Annotated in this window: 16 protein-coding genes; 13 read left to right on the forward strand and 3 right to left on the reverse strand. The window is 69.9% G+C overall.

The annotated features are described in order from the left end of the window. Entirely contained in the window at positions 1 to 426 is a 426-nt protein-coding gene (locus tag OG917_RS26950) for an OsmC family protein (RefSeq protein WP_328320425.1), read from the reverse strand. Between the two features lie 31 nt (positions 427 to 457). Beyond that, positions 458 to 1,528 (reverse strand): cell division protein ZapE, encoded by a 1,071-nt coding sequence (zapE, locus tag OG917_RS26955; protein ID WP_328320427.1) that lies wholly within the window; start codon positions 1,526 to 1,528, stop codon positions 458 to 460. Positions 1,529 to 1,563: 35 nt separating this feature from the next. On the opposite strand from zapE, the gene OG917_RS26960 reads away from it, so the two are divergent. The 11 genes from OG917_RS26960 to OG917_RS27010 all read left to right on the forward strand — a co-directional run bounded on the left by OG917_RS26960 (position 1,564) and on the right by OG917_RS27010 (position 13,284). Continuing rightward, positions 1,564 to 2,361 (forward strand): pyrimidine reductase family protein, encoded by a 798-nt coding sequence (locus OG917_RS26960; RefSeq protein ID WP_328320429.1) that lies wholly within the window; start codon positions 1,564 to 1,566, stop codon positions 2,359 to 2,361. A 104-nt stretch (positions 2,362 to 2,465) separates the two neighbouring features. Continuing rightward, on the forward strand, positions 2,466 to 2,936 hold the full coding sequence (locus tag OG917_RS26965) for an indole-3-glycerol phosphate synthase (RefSeq protein WP_328320431.1): 471 nt from the start codon (positions 2,466 to 2,468) through the stop codon (positions 2,934 to 2,936). Between the two features lie 46 nt (positions 2,937 to 2,982). Continuing rightward, the gene (gene murC, locus OG917_RS26970; protein ID WP_328320433.1) at positions 2,983 to 4,377 is read left to right on the forward strand and encodes a UDP-N-acetylmuramate--L-alanine ligase; all 1,395 of its coding nucleotides are present in this window, start codon (positions 2,983 to 2,985) and stop codon (positions 4,375 to 4,377) included. A gap of 9 nt (positions 4,378 to 4,386) precedes the next feature. Continuing rightward, positions 4,387 to 4,794, forward strand: coding sequence for a peptide-methionine (R)-S-oxide reductase MsrB (gene msrB, locus OG917_RS26975; RefSeq protein WP_328320435.1), 408 nt, complete (start codon positions 4,387 to 4,389; stop codon positions 4,792 to 4,794). Between the two features lie 326 nt (positions 4,795 to 5,120). After that, a complete protein-coding gene (locus tag OG917_RS26980) occupies positions 5,121 to 6,626 on the forward strand; it encodes an arabinofuranosidase catalytic domain-containing protein (protein ID WP_328320437.1) in 1,506 nt (501 codons plus the stop codon). A gap of 197 nt (positions 6,627 to 6,823) precedes the next feature. Continuing rightward, the gene (locus tag OG917_RS26985; protein WP_328320439.1) at positions 6,824 to 7,444 is read left to right on the forward strand and encodes an acyl-CoA-like ligand-binding transcription factor; all 621 of its coding nucleotides are present in this window, start codon (positions 6,824 to 6,826) and stop codon (positions 7,442 to 7,444) included. Continuing rightward, positions 7,441 to 8,181 (forward strand): 4'-phosphopantetheinyl transferase family protein, encoded by a 741-nt coding sequence (locus OG917_RS26990; protein ID WP_328320440.1) that lies wholly within the window; start codon positions 7,441 to 7,443, stop codon positions 8,179 to 8,181. The genes OG917_RS26985 and OG917_RS26990 overlap by 4 nt, the downstream gene beginning before the upstream one ends. Before the next feature lie 287 nt (positions 8,182 to 8,468). Beyond that, the gene (locus OG917_RS26995) at positions 8,469 to 9,401 is read left to right on the forward strand and encodes an ABC transporter permease (protein WP_328320441.1); all 933 of its coding nucleotides are present in this window, start codon (positions 8,469 to 8,471) and stop codon (positions 9,399 to 9,401) included. Next, positions 9,398 to 10,345: a carbohydrate ABC transporter permease gene (locus OG917_RS27000; protein ID WP_443059023.1), complete on the forward strand. Its 948-nt coding sequence runs from the start codon at positions 9,398 to 9,400 to the stop codon at positions 10,343 to 10,345. The genes OG917_RS26995 and OG917_RS27000 overlap by 4 nt, the downstream gene beginning before the upstream one ends. Before the next feature lie 34 nt (positions 10,346 to 10,379). Beyond that, positions 10,380 to 12,029: an extracellular solute-binding protein gene (locus OG917_RS27005; RefSeq protein ID WP_328320442.1), complete on the forward strand. Its 1,650-nt coding sequence runs from the start codon at positions 10,380 to 10,382 to the stop codon at positions 12,027 to 12,029. A gap of 46 nt (positions 12,030 to 12,075) precedes the next feature. Beyond that, entirely contained in the window at positions 12,076 to 13,284 is a 1,209-nt protein-coding gene (locus OG917_RS27010) for a Gfo/Idh/MocA family protein (protein WP_328320443.1), read from the forward strand. Here OG917_RS27010 and OG917_RS27015 read toward each other — a convergent pair. Further along, complete coding sequence (locus OG917_RS27015) at positions 13,271 to 14,056, reverse strand: DeoR/GlpR family DNA-binding transcription regulator (protein ID WP_328320445.1); 786 nt, start codon at positions 14,054 to 14,056, stop codon at positions 13,271 to 13,273. The two genes, OG917_RS27010 and OG917_RS27015, sit on opposite strands and share 14 nt — an antisense overlap. Positions 14,057 to 14,182: 126 nt before the next feature. On the opposite strand from OG917_RS27015, the gene OG917_RS27020 reads away from it, so the two are divergent. Further along, on the forward strand, positions 14,183 to 15,067 hold the full coding sequence (locus OG917_RS27020; RefSeq protein ID WP_328320447.1) for an SIS domain-containing protein: 885 nt from the start codon (positions 14,183 to 14,185) through the stop codon (positions 15,065 to 15,067). A gap of 3 nt (positions 15,068 to 15,070) precedes the next feature. Continuing rightward, complete coding sequence (locus OG917_RS27025) at positions 15,071 to 15,928, forward strand: class II fructose-bisphosphate aldolase (protein WP_328320449.1); 858 nt, start codon at positions 15,071 to 15,073, stop codon at positions 15,926 to 15,928. Positions 15,929 to 15,935 lie beyond the last annotated feature (7 nt).

The raw sequence follows: 15,935 nt of genomic DNA on the forward strand, positions 1-15,935 counted from the left end.
TCAGCCCAGCGTGGCGGTGAGCGTGATCCTCGTACCGGTGAGGGCCTGGCTGACCGGGCAGTTGGCCTTGGCGTCCTCGGCGGCCGCGGTGAATCCGTCCGCGTCGATGCCGGGGACCTCCCCGGACACGGTCAGGTGGATGCCGGTGATGCCGTCGCCCGGCTGGAAGGTGACCTCCGCCTGCGTGGTCAGCCTGGTGGGCGGCTTGCCCGCGCCGGTCAGGCCGTTCGACAGGGCCATCGAGAAGCAGCTGGAGTGGGCCGCCGCGATGAGCTCCTCCGGGCTGGTCCTGCCGTTCGCCGTCTCGGCGCGGGAGGCCCAGGTGACCGGGTAGTCGCCGATGCCCGAGGTGTCGAAGGTGACGGTGCCCGAGCCCTTGAAGAGCTCGCCCTCCCAGACCGTATGAGCGACACGCGTGGTGGCCATGATGATTCCCTTCTGGTGGCGTTCTCCCAAGCTACTGGCGCACCAGCGGCTTCGCGTCGCGTGCCAGCGCCGTCAGCCGGGAGATCGCCCGGAAGTACTTCTTCCGGTATCCGCCGTTCAGCATCTCGTCGCTGAACAGCTGGTCGAACGGGAGTCCGGAGGCGAGAACCGGGACCTCGCGGTCGTAGAGCCGGTCCGCGAGTACGACCAGACGCAGCGCCGTCGACTGGTCGTCCACCGGGCGCACTCCGGTGAGGCAGACCGCGGTGATGTCCTCGGTCAGGGCGCCGTAGCGGCTCGGATGGATCCGTGCGACATGGTCGAGGAGCGCGGGGAAGGGGTCGAGCGAGGCTCCGGCGGTCGCGTACGCGGCCTTGGTGACCTGCTCGTCGTCGTAGGGCGCGGGGGCCTCGGGCAGACCGCGGTGGCGGTAGTCGTCGCCGTCGATCCGCAGGGGCCGGAAGTGGGCCGAGAGCCCCTGGATCTCCCGCAGGAAGTCGGCTGCGGCGAACCGCCCCTCACCGAGCTTGCCGGGCAGCGTGTTGGAGGTGGCGGCGAGCGCGACGCCCGCTTCGACCAGCCTGCTGAGCAGGGAGGAGACCAGGACGGTATCGCCCGGGTCGTCCAGCTCGAACTCGTCGATGCAGAGCAGCCGGTGGCTGCTCAGCGTGCGGACGGTCTGCTGGAAGCCCAGCGCGCCGACCAGGTTGGTGAGTTCGACGAAGGTGCCGAACGCCTTGTGCTCGGCGGGGGCGGGCGTCGCGTGCCAGAGCGAGGCGAGGAGGTGGGTCTTGCCGACGCCGTAGCCGCCGTCGAGATAGACACCGCGCGGCCCCGTGGGCGCGGCGGGCTTGCGGCCGCCGAACCAGCGCTTGCGGCCCGTCCCGCCCGCCGTCGCCCCGCCGAGTCCTGCGGCGAACGAGCTGAGCACGGTCACCGCCTCGCTCTGGCTCGGCTGGTTCGGGTCCGGTACGTAGGTATCGAAGCGGACCGAGTCGAAGCGCGGCGGCGGCACCATCTCCGCGACCAGACGGTCGGCGGGGACGCGAGGCTCGCGGGCGCACAGGGACTGGGGGACCACTTCAGCTATGGGCGTCGACACGTTCCCAGGGTAAGGGCCGTGCCACACTGCCTGACATGCGACGCCTGCTCCCTGTGACCGACCGGACAACTGCTGACCCCGGTAAGGACGGCCCGGACGGGGCTGCTCGCGAGTGGAGCCTCGACGAGCTCGCCGACGCTTACGCGTATCCCGCCGGAACCGGTACGGGCCGAGCGTGGCTGCGCGCCAACATGGTCTCGTCCCTCGACGGCGCGGCCCAGCACGACGGGCGCTCGCAGCCGATCTCGACCGAGACGGACATGCGGATCTTCGGCACGCTGCGGGGGCTGGCCGACGTGGTGGTGGTCGGTGCGGAGACGGCCCGCCGGGAGGGGTACCGGCCGGCGCGTGCGCGGGACGCCTTCGCGGCCCGGCGCGAGGCGGCAGGACAGGGCCCCGCCCCCGCGATCGCCGTGGTCAGCGCGAGTCTGGAGCTGGACTTCTCGCTTCCGCTGTTCACCGCCCCGCTCGTGCCGACCCTGGTGGTCACCGGCGCCGGGGCCCCGGCCGACCGGCTGGAAGCGGCGCGTCGGGCGGGTGCGCGGATCGTGATCGCCGGGGACGCGAGCGCGGTGGATCCGGCCAGGGCGGTGCGCGAGCTGGCGGGTCTCGGATTCCGGCGGCTGCTGACCGAGGGCGGACCGCGGATGCTCGGTCAGTTCGTGGCGGCGGGGGTACTGGACGAGCTGTGTCTGACGCTCTCACCGGTGCTCACATCGGGTGACGCCCAGCGGATCGTCGGCGGCCCGGGGCTCACGGTGCCCGACCGGTTCGCGCTGGCCGCGCTGCTCGAAGAGGCCGGGTTCCTTTTCGCCCGATACCTTCGGATCTGACAATCTGCGGAATCTTCCGTTCCGCTTTCTGTTCAGTGGGCAGACTTAGTACGCAGACCCCGTGCGGGCACGGGGAAGGATGGTTTCAGCAGAAGGGCCCTCAGTTGTTCACGAGCGTATTGATGATCGAGAAGCCGCTGTCGTCCGAGGACGTGGAATTCGTGACCACGCTGCACGGGGAGGAGCGGGTCTCCTTCGTCGTGCTCATGCAGCCCCGGGGCGACCAGGCGGACTTCCTGCTCCGGGCGATCGACGATGTGGCCCTCGGTGAGCTGGACGAGGCGGGCCGGGAGAACGAGGTGCCGGAGGGGACGGAGGCCAGGATTCCGGCGGAGTCCGCCCTCCTGCAGTCACTGGAGGCGCTGCGGTCCGCGGGCTGCGAGGCGGCGGGCCGGGTCGTCGAGAAGCAGCCGCTCGATGTGCTGCAGTCCGTGGTGGGGGAGCACTCGGCCGATGAGGTGATCGTCCTCACCGCACCGCACTACGTGGAGGAGTTCTTCCACCGGGACTGGGCCTCGCGGGCCCGCCACAAGGTCGGCGTACCGGTGCTCAAGCTCTTCGCGCACAGCGAATAGGCTGGGGCTTCCATTCCGCAGACGTACAGCTTGGGGAGACACCCGTATGGCACCCGGTAGCCCGACCGCCATGGACCGACCGCACTTCATCGGCATCGGCGGCGCCGGGATGTCGGGCATCGCGAAGATCCTCGCCGAGCGCGGGGCGCGGGTCGCGGGCAGCGACGCCCGTGACTCGCCGGCCGCCGAGGCGCTGCGGGGGCTCGGCGTGACGGTGCACGTGGGCCACGCGGCCGGCCATCTGGCGGACGACGCGACCTGTGTGGTCGTCTCCAGCGCCATCCGCGAGGACAACCCGGAGCTGCTCCGCGCCGCGGAGCTGTCCATCCCCGTGGTGCACCGCTCGGACGCGCTGGCCGCGCTGATGCGGGGGCTGCGCTCGATCGCGGTGGCCGGTACGCACGGCAAGACGACGACCACCTCGATGCTGGCCGTGGCCCTGACCGAGCTCGCCCTCGACCCGGCGTACGCCATCGGCGGCGACCTCGCGGGCCCCGGCACCAATGCCCGGCACGGCGCGGGCGACATCTTCGTCGCGGAGGCCGACGAGAGCGACCGCAGCTTCCAGAAGTACGACCCCGATGTCGCCGTCGTCCTCAACGTCGAGCTGGACCACCACGCCAACTACGCCTCGATGGAGGAGATCTACGACTCCTTCGAGACGTTCGTGGGCAAGGTCGTCCCCGGTGGCACCCTGGTGATCAACGCCGACCAGCCGGGTGCGGTCGAGCTGACCGCCAGGGTCCGCGACCTCTCCACGCTGAAGGTCGTCACCTACGGCGAGTCCGGCACGGCCGACGTGCGCGTCCACAAGGTCACCCCGCGCGGCCTGACCAGCGAGGTCACGGTCCTGCTCAACGGGAAGTTCCTGACCTTCACCGTCTCCGTACCCGGACGGCACTACGCCCACAACGCGGTCGCCGCCCTGGCCGCCGGTGTCGCCCTCGGTATCCCGGCGCACAACCTGGCCTCCGCGCTCGGCAAGTACACCGGCGTCAAGCGCCGTCTCCAGCTCAAGGGCGAAGCGGCAGGGGTCCAGGTCGTCGACTCGTACGCCCACCACCCGACCGAGATGACCGCCGACCTCGAAGCCATGCGCGGAGCGGTCGGCGACGCGCGGATCCTGGTCGTCTTCCAGCCCCACCTGTTCTCGCGTACCCAGGAGCTGGGAACCGAGATGGGCCAGGCGCTGCGGCTCGCCGACGCCTCGGTCGTCCTGGACATCTACCCGGCCCGCGAGGACCCGATCCCGGGCATCACCAGCGAGCTGATCATCGGCGCCGCCCGCGCGGCCGGCGCCGATGTCACCGCCGTGCACGACAAGGATCAGGTCGCCGGGACGGTCGCGGGAATGGCGAAGCCCGGTGATCTCGTTCTCACCATGGGAGCGGGCGACGTCACCGACCTCGGCCCGCAGATCCTGGAACACCTGTCGAGCTGAGGGAGCGCCATGCCGTACGACATCGAGAAGCCGGACGAGCAGTGGCGGGCGGAGCTGTCCGAAGCGGAGTACGCGGTGCTGCGCAAGGCCGGCACGGAGCCCGCTTTCGCCGGGGAGTACACGGACACCGAGACGACCGGTGTCTACGCGTGCCGCGCCTGCGGCTCCGAGCTCTTCCGCTCGGATACCAAATTCGCGTCGCACTGCGGCTGGCCGTCCTTCTACGACCCGAAGGACACGGACGCGGTCGAGCTGATCGAGGACCGCTCGCACGGGATGCGCCGGATCGAGGTGCGGTGCGCGAAGTGCGGCTCGCACCTCGGGCATGTCTTCGAGGGTGAGGGCTATCCGACACCGACCGACCAGCGGTACTGCATCAACTCCATCTCGCTGCGGCTGGCGCCGGACGCGGGCTGAGAGTCACGGGCCCGCTCCGTCCTGCCGGACGGGGCGGCCCGCAAGGTGAGGGAGCGGACGGAGCCGATCGCGGCGCCGTCCGCTCCTTGCTGTGCGCCCGGGCGGGCCGGGTGCGGACCGTGCGGCCGGTCTGCGGGCCGGGGCCGATCGCCGGCAGCACGGAAGCAACAAATTCCCACAACGCGTCGCGCTCAAGAAAATAAAAGCAACAAACATTGACGCAATCGACCAGCGGGCGTAACTTCCGATCGAGTCGCCCGGCAGCGTGAACGTGCTTGCCGTGCAGGCCAGTTGGAGCTCCATCCCCCCCATTTCAGGAGCACGCCATGCGCAGAACCAGATCTGCCGTTGCGGGAGTCGTCCAGAAGATCGCGGTCCGGCCAGGCCATCGGTACTGGCGGGCCCTGCTCTCCGGTGTCGCGGCCGTCGGGCTCGTCCTCGGAGCCCTGACCGCCCTCCCCGGCGCGGCACAGGCCGCCGGCTCGCTGCCGTGCGACATCTACGGGGCCGCCAACACCCCCTGTGTCGCCGCGCACAGCACGGTGCGCGCCCTCTTCTCGTCATACAACGGGCCCCTGTACCGGGTCACTCGCGCCTCGGACGGGGCCACCGCCGACATCGGACTGCTGACCCAGGGCGGATACGCCAACGCCGCCCAGCAGGACACGTTCTGCGGGGACAGCACCTGTGCCATCACGAAGGTCTACGACCAGACCTCGCGGCACAACGACCTCAACCCCGGACCCGCGGGCACCGCAGGCGCGGCCGACCGCGGGGCGGACGCGGCCGAGCTCTCGGTCACGGCAGGCGGTCACAAGGCGTACGGCATCTGGATCTCGCCGGGAGTCGGCTACCGTTCCAGCGGTGCGGCGTCCGGCACCGCGGTCAACGGGCAGGCCGAGGGCGCCTACATGGTGGCCAGCGGGACCCATGTCGGCTCCGACTGCTGCTTCGACTACGGCAATGCCGAGAGCACCCCGGCCGACACCGGCAACGGTCACATGGACGCCGTATCCATCGCCACCACCTGCTACTTCGCGCCGTGCACCGGCTCGGGGCCGTGGGTCGAGGCCGACATGGAGAACGGCATGTTCCAGGGCGACAACGGATCCAACACCGCCAACACGGGTAACAACAGCACCTATGTCACCGCCATGCTCAAGAACAACGGGCAGACGACCTACGCGCTCAAGGGGGGCAATTCGCAGTCCGGCGGGCTCAGAACCCAGTGGGACGGGGCCCTTCCGACGCGGAGCGGCTACCGGCCGATGCAGCAGGAGGGCGGCATCATCCTGGGGACCGGCGGGGACAACAGCAACCGGAACATGGGCACGTTCTTCGAGGGCGTGATGGTCTCCGGCTATCCGACCGACGCGGCCGAGAACGCGGTCCAGGCGAACATCGTCTCGGTCGGCTACTCGGGCCAGACCAATGTGCCCAACGGCCCGCAGGGGACGATCACCGGCCCCGGAAGCCAGTGTGTCGACGTGGCGGCGGACGACACCGGGGTGAACGGGACGGCGGTCCAGCTCTGGAACTGCCAGTCGTACGCCGAGGACCAGTTCTGGACGCACCACACCAACGGGTCGCTCAGCACCATCGGCCGCTGCCTGGACATCAACGGGAACGGCACGGCCAACGGCACCGAGGTCGAGCTGTGGAGCTGCAACGGCGTCGGCGGCCAGGTGTGGAAGCAGCAGTCCGACGGATCGCTGCTCAACCCGCAGTCCGGCCGCTGCCTGGACTCGCCCAACGGTGCGACCGGCAACGGAACCCGGCTGCGGATCTGGGACTGCAACGGCTCGGCCGCACAGAAGTTCGCTCTGCACTGAGGCATGACCACTGAGGCCTGAGGCGTGAGCACTCAGCGCTGAGGCCTCAGGCACGGTACGGCGTACGGGCGCGGGGGTACGGGGGAGGGCCCCCGTGCCCCCGTGACGCGTCCCCCGTCGGGCCGGATGGGCTGCGGCGCCCCGGAAGGGCAGCCCGAGGTGGCCGGGCCGGTGGCCGGGCACGGAGAATCACCGGTATGAGTCCCAGGGAGACCCCGGCCCCCTCCGCACCGCCCGCCCCCGGGCTGCGCGAGCGCAAGAAGCTGAAGACCCGGCAGGCCATCCGGCGCGAGGCATACCGCCTCTTCGCCGAGCACGGGTACGCGGCGACGACGGTCGAGCGCATCGCCGGGGCGGCCGAGGTCTCTCCCAGTACCTTCTTCCGGTACTTCCCCACCAAGGAGGACGTGGTCCTCGACGACGAGTACGCCCCCATGGTCTCCGCGGCGCTGCGGTCCCGGCCGGCCGGTGAACCGGTCGTGGACGCGATCCGGCACGCGCTCACCGGGTCGCTGGCCGGGCTCCTGGACGCCGACCGGGAGGAGCTGCTGTTCAGGATCCGGCTCGCCCTCACCGTGCCGGCCATCCGGATCCGGGCGGTGGAGGAGCAGCTGCGCAGCCAGGACGCCGTCGCCGAGCTGATCGTGGAGCGGACGGGCCGCCCGCTGGGTGACCTGGAGGTGCGCTGCGCGGCCGCGGCGATCACCGCCGTCTTCGCCACGGTCGTCCGGCACTGGGCCGAGGGCGGCGGCGCCGGCGATCTCGCGCGGCTCTACGACCGCCAGCTCTCATTGCTCGCGCATGGGTTGAGGGTATGACCGGGACGAAAGGGCAGCCGGGGGAGACCCCGGGACCGGGTCTGCGGACGGGCCGGTTCGGGCCGTCACTGCCGGGCGCGCAGGGGGCGCTGCCCGGCCCGGTCGTGCTCGTCGAGTCGTACGGCGACCCCGCCGATCCGCCCCCGCTCTTCCCCGGGGAGGAGCGGCTGGTAGCCGGCGTGGTGGCCGGTCGCAGGGCCGAGTTCGCGACGGCGCGTGCCTGCGCCCGCGCGGCGCTGGCCCAGCTCGGTGTGGAACCCGCCGCCATCCTGCGCGGCGGGCGGGGCGAGCCGCTGTGGCCCGCCGGTACCGTCGGTGCCATGACGCACTGCGCCGGCTACCGCGCCGCCGCGGTGGCCCGCGCCGAGGACGTCGTGTCGCTCGGCCTGGACGCCGAGCCCCACCTGCCGATGCCGGGCGAGGGGGAGCTGGGGCTGGTCACGGTGGCCGAGGAGCGGCGCAACCTCCCGCTGCTGTCGGCCCGCCGCCCGGACATCTGCTGGGACCGGCTGCTCTTCAGCGCCAAGGAGAGTGTGTACAAGGCCTGGTACCCGGTCACCGGCCGGTGGCTCGGCTTCGACGAGGCCGTGATCACGCCGGACCCGGGGACGGGCACGTTCACCGCCCGGCTGCTGGTGCCGGGGCCTGTGCTGTCGGGGGAGCGGGTCACCGGGTTCGAGGGGAGCTGGACCGTCCAGGACGGACTGATCCGTACCGCTGTCGCCATCGGCCGATGAGGCCGGGGGCGGGTGGGCCCCATGCTCGAATGGTGCGCGAAGTTTGCTCGCAACTGCACTAACAAAGGTTTTTTCGAGCAGGTCTTGTCATTCTATGGAAGGCAGTGCAGGATCAGTGCATCTTGCAGGCCAGAACACCAGATTCCGCTTTTGCACCGGGGTTCGGCAGGTCTGCGCTCCCTGACCACCCTCTAGCGGAGGTGACTGTGTCGGCCGCTGTGCCCACTTCGCCCCGTCCGGCCCCATTCCAGCCGGAAGCCCCTGACGGCAAGCCGCCCTCCCCTGTCGTGACTCCGGCTGCACGCCCTCCCGGGCAGAAGTCGTTCCGCCAGCGGTTCCGGCGCGACCGCATGCTTCTGCTGCTCTGTGTGCCGGGCGTCCTGTACTTCGCGGTCTTCTTCTACCTGCCGCTGGCGGGCAACGTCGTCGCGTTCCAGGACTACCAGCCGTTCCTCGGCTTCAAGTCGAGCCCGTTCGTCGGCTTCCAGAACTTCACCGAGCTCCTCGCCCAGCCCGCGTTCTGGTCCGCCGTGCGCAACACGCTGGAGATCACCGTCCTCCAGCTGATCCTCTACTTCCCGGCCCCCATCGCCCTGGCGCTGCTGCTCAACTCCCTGGTCGGGGAGAAGGTCAGGCGGCTCGTCCAGACCGTCGTGTACCTCCCGCATTTCCTGTCCTGGGTCGTGGTCGTGGCGATGTTCCAGCAGGTCTTCGGCGGCACCGGCACGGTCACCAGCCTGCTGCAGAACCACGGCCTCGCGGTCGGCAACATCATGAGCAACCCCGACACCTTCAAGGTGCTCGTCACCTCGGAGATGATCTGGAAGGACTGCGGCTACGGCGCGATCATCTTCCTCGCCGCGATGGCCTCCATCGACATGACGCAGTACGAGTCGGCCGCGATGGACGGGGCGGGCACCTGGCGGCGCATGTGGCACGTCACCCTTCCCGGGATCCGGCCGGTGATCATCATGATGCTGATCCTGCGCCTCGGCGACATCCTCTCGGTCGGTTTCGAGCAGATGCTGCTCCAGCGGGACGCGGTCGGACCCGACGCGTCGGAAGTGCTCGACACCTACGTCTACTACCACGGGGTGATCGACGGGGACTGGGGCATGAGCACGGCCGCGGGGCTGATGAAGGGCGTGATCGGCCTCGGGCTGATCATCGCGGCGAACAAGCTGGCCCACCGCTTCGGTGAGCAGGGGGTCTACCGATGACGTCATCAGTCGCTCCGAACGCTCCGAAGCGGGAGAACTACCTGGCCCGGCTGCGGGCCGGGGGGCAGCGGCCGCCGTGGATGGAACGCCCCAGCTGGTTCGGCCAGGGCGCCAAGGCACTCGCGCTCGCGCTGATCGTGGTCATGGTGACGTACCCGTTCCTGCTGGCGCTGGGCACCAGCCTGGCCGGCCAGAAGGAGCTGGAGGCGCGCGGCGGTTACGTCCTCATCCCGCACCACCCGACGTTCCAGGCGTACAGCGTGCTGCTCCAGGGCGGCGTGGTCACACGGGCGACGCTGGTGAGTATCGGGATCACCCTGATCGGCACCGCGCTCAGCCTGCTCTGCACGATCACGCTGGCCTACGGCCTCTCGCGGCCCGGCATGCTGATGGGCAAGCCCATCCTGCTGATCGTGCTCGGCACCTTTCTCTTCGCGCCGGGCATCATCCCCACGTATCTCGTGGTGCAGCAGCTCGGTCTGCTCGACAGCTATGCGTCGCTGATCCTGCCGGTACTGCTGAATGTGTTCAACGTGATCGTGGTGCGGGCGTTCTTCCAGGGAATACCCACCGAGCTGTACGAGGCCGCACGGCTTGACGGCGCGGGTGAACTGGCCATTCTCCGGCGCATCGTGCTGCCGCTGTCCAAGGCAGTCATAGCCGTGGCTGGCCTTTTCTACGCGGTCAGTTACTGGAACAGCTTCTTCAACGCCCTGCTGTTCATGAACGATTCGGGAAAGTACCCGCTCCAGGTCATCCTGCGCTCGTATGTCGTCCAGGGCGAGACGATCAACGCCCACGCGCTCGGAGTGAATGTGCTGCCGCCATCGATCTCCCTCCAGATGGCCGTGCTGATCATCGCGCTCGTGCCGATCCTGCTGGTCTACCCGTTCCTGCAGAAGCACTTCGCCAAGGGCGTCCTCACGGGCGCAGTCAAGGGCTGACCCCGCTCACCGATCCTGTCCTTCCAGGAGAATCATGTCCTCTCAGCACGTCAACAGGCGTACGTTCCTCGGCGCCGCGGGCGTCCTCGGACTCACCGCCACCGGAATGTCGGCCCTCACCGGGTGTTCCACCGGGACCGCGGCCGCGGGCAAGGGCGCCGAGGCGTTCAGCAAGGTCGAGCTCCCCGCCTTCGTCCCGGCGAAGGTCGCGGCGCCGGACCTCGCGGGCAGCGCCGAAGGACTGGACGCCGCCTACCTCCGCTACCCGAAGAACCTGGTCAAGTCGGTCGCCGCCCCGCCCGGTGACGGCTCCCCGATCACCGCGCTGACGGAGACCTTCACGACACCGGCCCCCGCGATGGGGAAGAACGCGTACTGGAAGGAGCTCAACAAGCGGCTGGGCTCCGAGTTCAGGATGAACATCGTCGTCGAGACGACCGACGACAGCTACTCGTCGAAGTTCAACGCGGCGATAGCGGGCGGTGAGATTCCCGACCTCGTGTGGATTCCCCCGAACCAGGGGCTGCGCCGGATCCCCGAACTGCTGGAAGCGAAATTCCAGGACCTCACCCCGCACCTCTCGGGCAATGCGGTCAAGAAGTACCCGAACCTCGCCAACCTCCCGGAATTCGCCTGGAAGACGGCCGTCATCAACGGCAAGATCTTCGGCGTGCCGGTGGCGTACGGCCGCATGGGCCAGGTCTACGTGACCAATGAGGACTTCTGGAAGCCGGTCGGCGGTGCCACCTTCTCCAGCGCCGACGACTTCCTCGCCAAGGGCAAGGAACTGCTGGACGCCAAGCGTCACAAATACGTGCTCGAACCGGCCTACACGAACCACGTCAATATGTACGCCCAGTGGTTCGGCGCCCCCTCCGGGTGGGCGCTGAGGAAGGGCAAGCTGGTCCACCAGTTCGAGACCGACGAATTCCGTGAGGCCCTGGAATTCGGGGTGAAGGTGAGCAAGGCCGGACTGTTCTGGCCGGACCCGAACCTCACCACGACCCGCGAGAAGATGGCACAGGGCTCGCTCGGGGCGTACGTCCAGTCCTTCCCGTCCTTCCTGGTGGACGTCAAGACGTACAACTTCCCCTTCGGGATGATCCTTCCGTTCGCGGCGAAGGCCGGAGCGACCCCGCACTTCTACTACGGCCTCGGCTCGGTCGGCTTCACCGCGATCAACAAGAAGGCCGACAAGAAGCGGCTGGAGATGCTCCTCAAGGTCCTGGACTACCTCGCGGCCCCGTTCGGTACCGAGGAGCGGCTCTTCCTCGACAACGGCATCGAGGGGACGCACTTCCACCGCACCGCGAAGGGTGACGTGGAGCTGACGGACAAGGGCAACGCGGAAGCGGTGACGACAGGTATGCCCGTCTCCTTCCTGGCCAACGCACCCGAGTACCTCTACCTGCCGGGCCAGTCCGGTCTGACCCGCCGGATCCACGACTGGCAGAAGAAGCTCATCGCCATGGCCGTGATCAACCCGACGGTCGGCCACTACTCCGACACGAACGCCAGCCAGGGCGCCTCCCTGACGACGGACGTCAACGACGGCATCAAGGACATCGTCGCCGGCCGCAAGCCGATCTCGGCGTACGACGGTCTGGTGCGCACCTGGCGCTCCGGTGGCGGCGACAGGATCCGCGCCGAGTTCGAGAAGTCCATCGCGCTCACCGGCAAGTGACCGGCCGTACCGGCACCCCTCCGCACAACTGCGTTTAAGGAGCACCATGGAAGACCTCCGTATCGGCGTGGTCGGCCTCGGGCTGCGGGCCAGCCTGGCCGATGCCGCCCACCGTCCGGGCGCCGGGTCCGTCGTGACCGCCGTAGCCGACACCGACCCCGCTGTCCGCGCCGGGGTGGAGGACCGGTACCCCGGGGCCGCCGCGGTGGACGACTACCGCAAGCTGCTCGACGACGACACGGTGGACGCCTTCATCGTCGCCACGCCCGACGACACCCACGAGGAAGTCGCCTGCGACATCCTGCGTGCGGGCAAGCCGGTGTACGTGGAGAAGCCGCTCGGGATCACGGTCGAGCAGTGCGACACCATCCTGCGGACGGCGCACGAGACGGGCACCCGGCTCTACGTCGGCCACAACATGCGGCACATGGGTGTGGTGCGGCTGATGCGCGACATCATCGCGCGCGGCGACATCGGTGAGCCGAAGACCGTCTGGGTACGGCACTTCGTCTCGTACGGCGGCGACTACTACTTCAAGGACTGGCACGCCGACCGCACCCGCACCACCGGGCTGCTCCTCCAGAAGGCCGCGCACGACCTCGACGTGGTGCACTGGCTGGCGAACGGCTACACCTCACGCGTCAACGCCATGGGTGACCTGATGATGTACGGGGACCTGCCGCGCCGCGAGCCCGGTACTCCGAGGCCCGACGGATGGCTGCGGGAGTTCGACTGGCCGCCGGCCACCCGCAAGGACCTCAACCACGTGGTGGACGTCGAGGACGTGTCCGTCATGAACATGAGGCTGGACAACGGCGTGATCGCCGCCTACCAGCAGTGCCACTTCACCCCCGACTACTTCCGTAACTACACGGTCATCGGCACCGAGGGGCGGCTGGAGAACTTCGGCGACCGGCCGGGCGACGAGGTGAAGGTCTGGAACACCGGGCCGACCGGATACCGGGCCGACGCCGACGCCGTCTACAGGGTGCCGGAGTCGAAGGGCTCCCACGGCGGCGCGGACGAGCGGATCGTCGGCGAGTTCTGCCGCTTCGCCAGGCACGGCGGGGTGACGGACACCTCGCCCGTCGCCGCCCGGATGAGTGTGGCCGCCGGTGTGATGGCCACGCGGTCGCTGCGCGACGGCGGTACGCCCTACGACGTACCGCCGCTGGACCCGGAGCTGGTCGCCTACTTCGAGTCGGGCCAGCAGCAGGACGGGCGGGGCACGGCCCCGGTGCTCACACCGCGATGACCTCGACACCGGCATCGGTGAAGAGAGTGGTCATCTCCTCGCTGATGCCGGTGTCCGTGACCAGGGTGTCGACCTGGTCGGTGGTGCAGATCCTGGCGAAGGCGCGGGTGCCGAGCTTGGTGGAGTCCGCTGCGACGACCACCCGCTCGGCACGCTCGCACAGCAGCCGGTTGATGCCCGCCTCGTCCTCGTGGTGCGCCGCGGCTCCGTGGACGACGTCGAATCCGTTCACCCCGAGCACGGCGGTGTCCATGGTGATCTGGCCGAGGACGCCGTCGGCGAGGGGGCCCGTCAGCTCGTAGGACTGGGGGCGGGCCACCCCGCCGGTCACCACGATCTTGAACTGGGGCCTGATCGCGAGCTCGTTGGCGATGTTCAGCGCATTGGTCACAATGGTGAGCGCCGGAGTGCCGGACGCCAGGTCGGGCCGGACCGCGAGGGCGCGTGCCACCTCCGTGGTGGTGGTGCCGCCGGTCAGCCCGACCGCCTCGCCGGCGGTGATCAGCTCGGCGACGGCCTGCGCGATGCGCTGCTTCTCGGAGGCGCGCCGGGCGGTCTTGTAGCGGAGCGGGAGTTCATAGCTGACGCCGTGGACGACGGCGCCGCCGCGGGTGCGCACCAGCATCTGCTGCTGGGCGAGTTGGTCGAAATCGCGCCTGATGGTGGCGGCCGAGACGTCGAGCGCGAGGGCCGCCGCCTCGACGTCGAGGCGGCCCTGCTCGACGAGCAGTTCCAGGAGTGCCTTCCAACGCGCGTCGCGGGACTGGGACATCTCTCGCACTCTCCTCTTCGGTGGAACGCTGTGACCTTAACCCAGAAACGGTCACGTGCTTGATTGTGCTTGAAACAACGCAGTATCTTGCAGAAACAATCATTACTCTGAGGGGTGGAAACCAGCATGAGTCATGTCCAGAACGAGCTGTCCAGTCAGCCCGAGTGCTGGGAGCGCGCTGCGGCGATGGCGGGGAGCCAGGCGGCGGCCCTGCCGGTCGCCGGCGAGCGTGTCGCGATCGTCGGCTGTGGCACCTCGTGGTTCATGGCGCAGGCCGTGGCCGCGCTGCGGGAGGCGGCCGGTCAGGGCGAGACGGACGCGTTCGCCGCGTCCGAGTTCCCCTTCAGCCGCACCTACGACCGGGTGATCGCTCTCAGCCGCTCGGGCACCACGACCGAGGTGCTCGAACTCCTCGCCAGGGTGCGCGGACAGGCCAGGACGACGGCCATCACGGGTGACCCGGAGACCCCGGTGATGCAGGCGGCCGACGACATCGTCGTCCTGGACTTCGCCGACGAGCAGTCCGTCGTCCAGACCCGCTTCGCCACCACCGCGCTGACCCTGCTCCGCGCCCATCTCGGCCTGCACTCGGACGCCGTCGTGGCCGACGCGCGGACCGCGCTCGCCGAGCCGCTGCCCGAAGGGCTGGTCGACTGCTCGCAGTTCACCTTCCTCGGTCGCGGCTGGAGCAACGGCCTGGCGCAGGAGGCCGCGCTGAAGATGCGGGAGGCCTCGCTCTCCTGGACCGAGGCGTACCCGGCCATGGAGTACCGCCACGGTCCGATCAGCATCACCACCGACTCCACCGCCACCTGGATGTTCGGCGAGGCCCCCGAGGGCCTTGAGAAGCAGGTCCGTGCCACCGGCGGGATGTGGGTGGCGGGCGGTCTCGACCCGCTCGCCGAGCTGGTACGGGCGCAGCGCCTCGCCGTCGCCGTCGCGGCCGTGCGCGGCCTCGACCCGGACTCGCCGCGCCACCTCACCCGCTCCGTCATCCTCGACGAGGGCTGAGCGATGCCCCTCGCCAGGACCGGAGCGCTCGTCGCCGACGCCGCGGCGCGCCGCGGCGCGGTGGCCGCGTTCAACATCATCACGCTGGAACACGCGGAGGCCGTGATCTCCGGGGCCGAGGCTGCCGGTTCCCCGGTCATCCTCCAGATCAGCGAGAACGCGGTGAAGTACCGGCAGGGCCAGGTGCTTCCGCTGGCCCGTGCCGCCGCCGAACTGGCCGGGGCGGCGGGTGTGCCGGTCGCACTCCACCTCGACCATGTGAAGAGCGACGCGCTGCTGCGGCAGGCCGCCGACGCCGGTTTCAGCTCGGTGATGTACGACGCCGCGCACCTCCCGTACGCGGAGAACCTCGCCGCGACCCGGGACGCGGCCGCCTGGGCACACGCCAGGGGGCTGTGGATCGAGGCCGAGCTCGGCGAGGTCGGCGGCAAGGACGGCGCGGCGCCGCTCGACGCGCACGCGCCGGGCGCGCGGACCCGGCCGGACGAGGCTGCGGCCTATGTGGCCGAGTCCGGCGTGGACGCGCTCGCCGTCGCGGTCGGCAGCTCGCACGCGATGACCTCGCGCACCGCGGTCCTCGACCACGAGCTGCTCGGCCGGCTGCGGGACGCCCTCGGGGTCCCGCTGGTGCTGCACGGCTCATCGGGGGTGCCGGACGCCGAACTGTCGGCGGCGGTCACCGGCGGCATCGCCAAGGTCAACATAGGGACGGCGCTGAACATCGCCATGACCGCGGCCATCCGTGAGGTGCTCACCGCGCAGCCCGAAGCCGTCGACTCCCGGAAGTACCTCAAGGCCGGCCGGCAGGCGATGGCCGACACGGTCACCGGGCTGGTCGAGCTGGTCGCGTCCGGCGCCTGACGGGATG

This window comes from Streptomyces sp. NBC_00388 (assembly GCF_036061255.1).
In the GTDB taxonomy this organism is placed as follows: Bacteria; Actinomycetota; Actinomycetes; order Streptomycetales; family Streptomycetaceae; genus Streptomyces.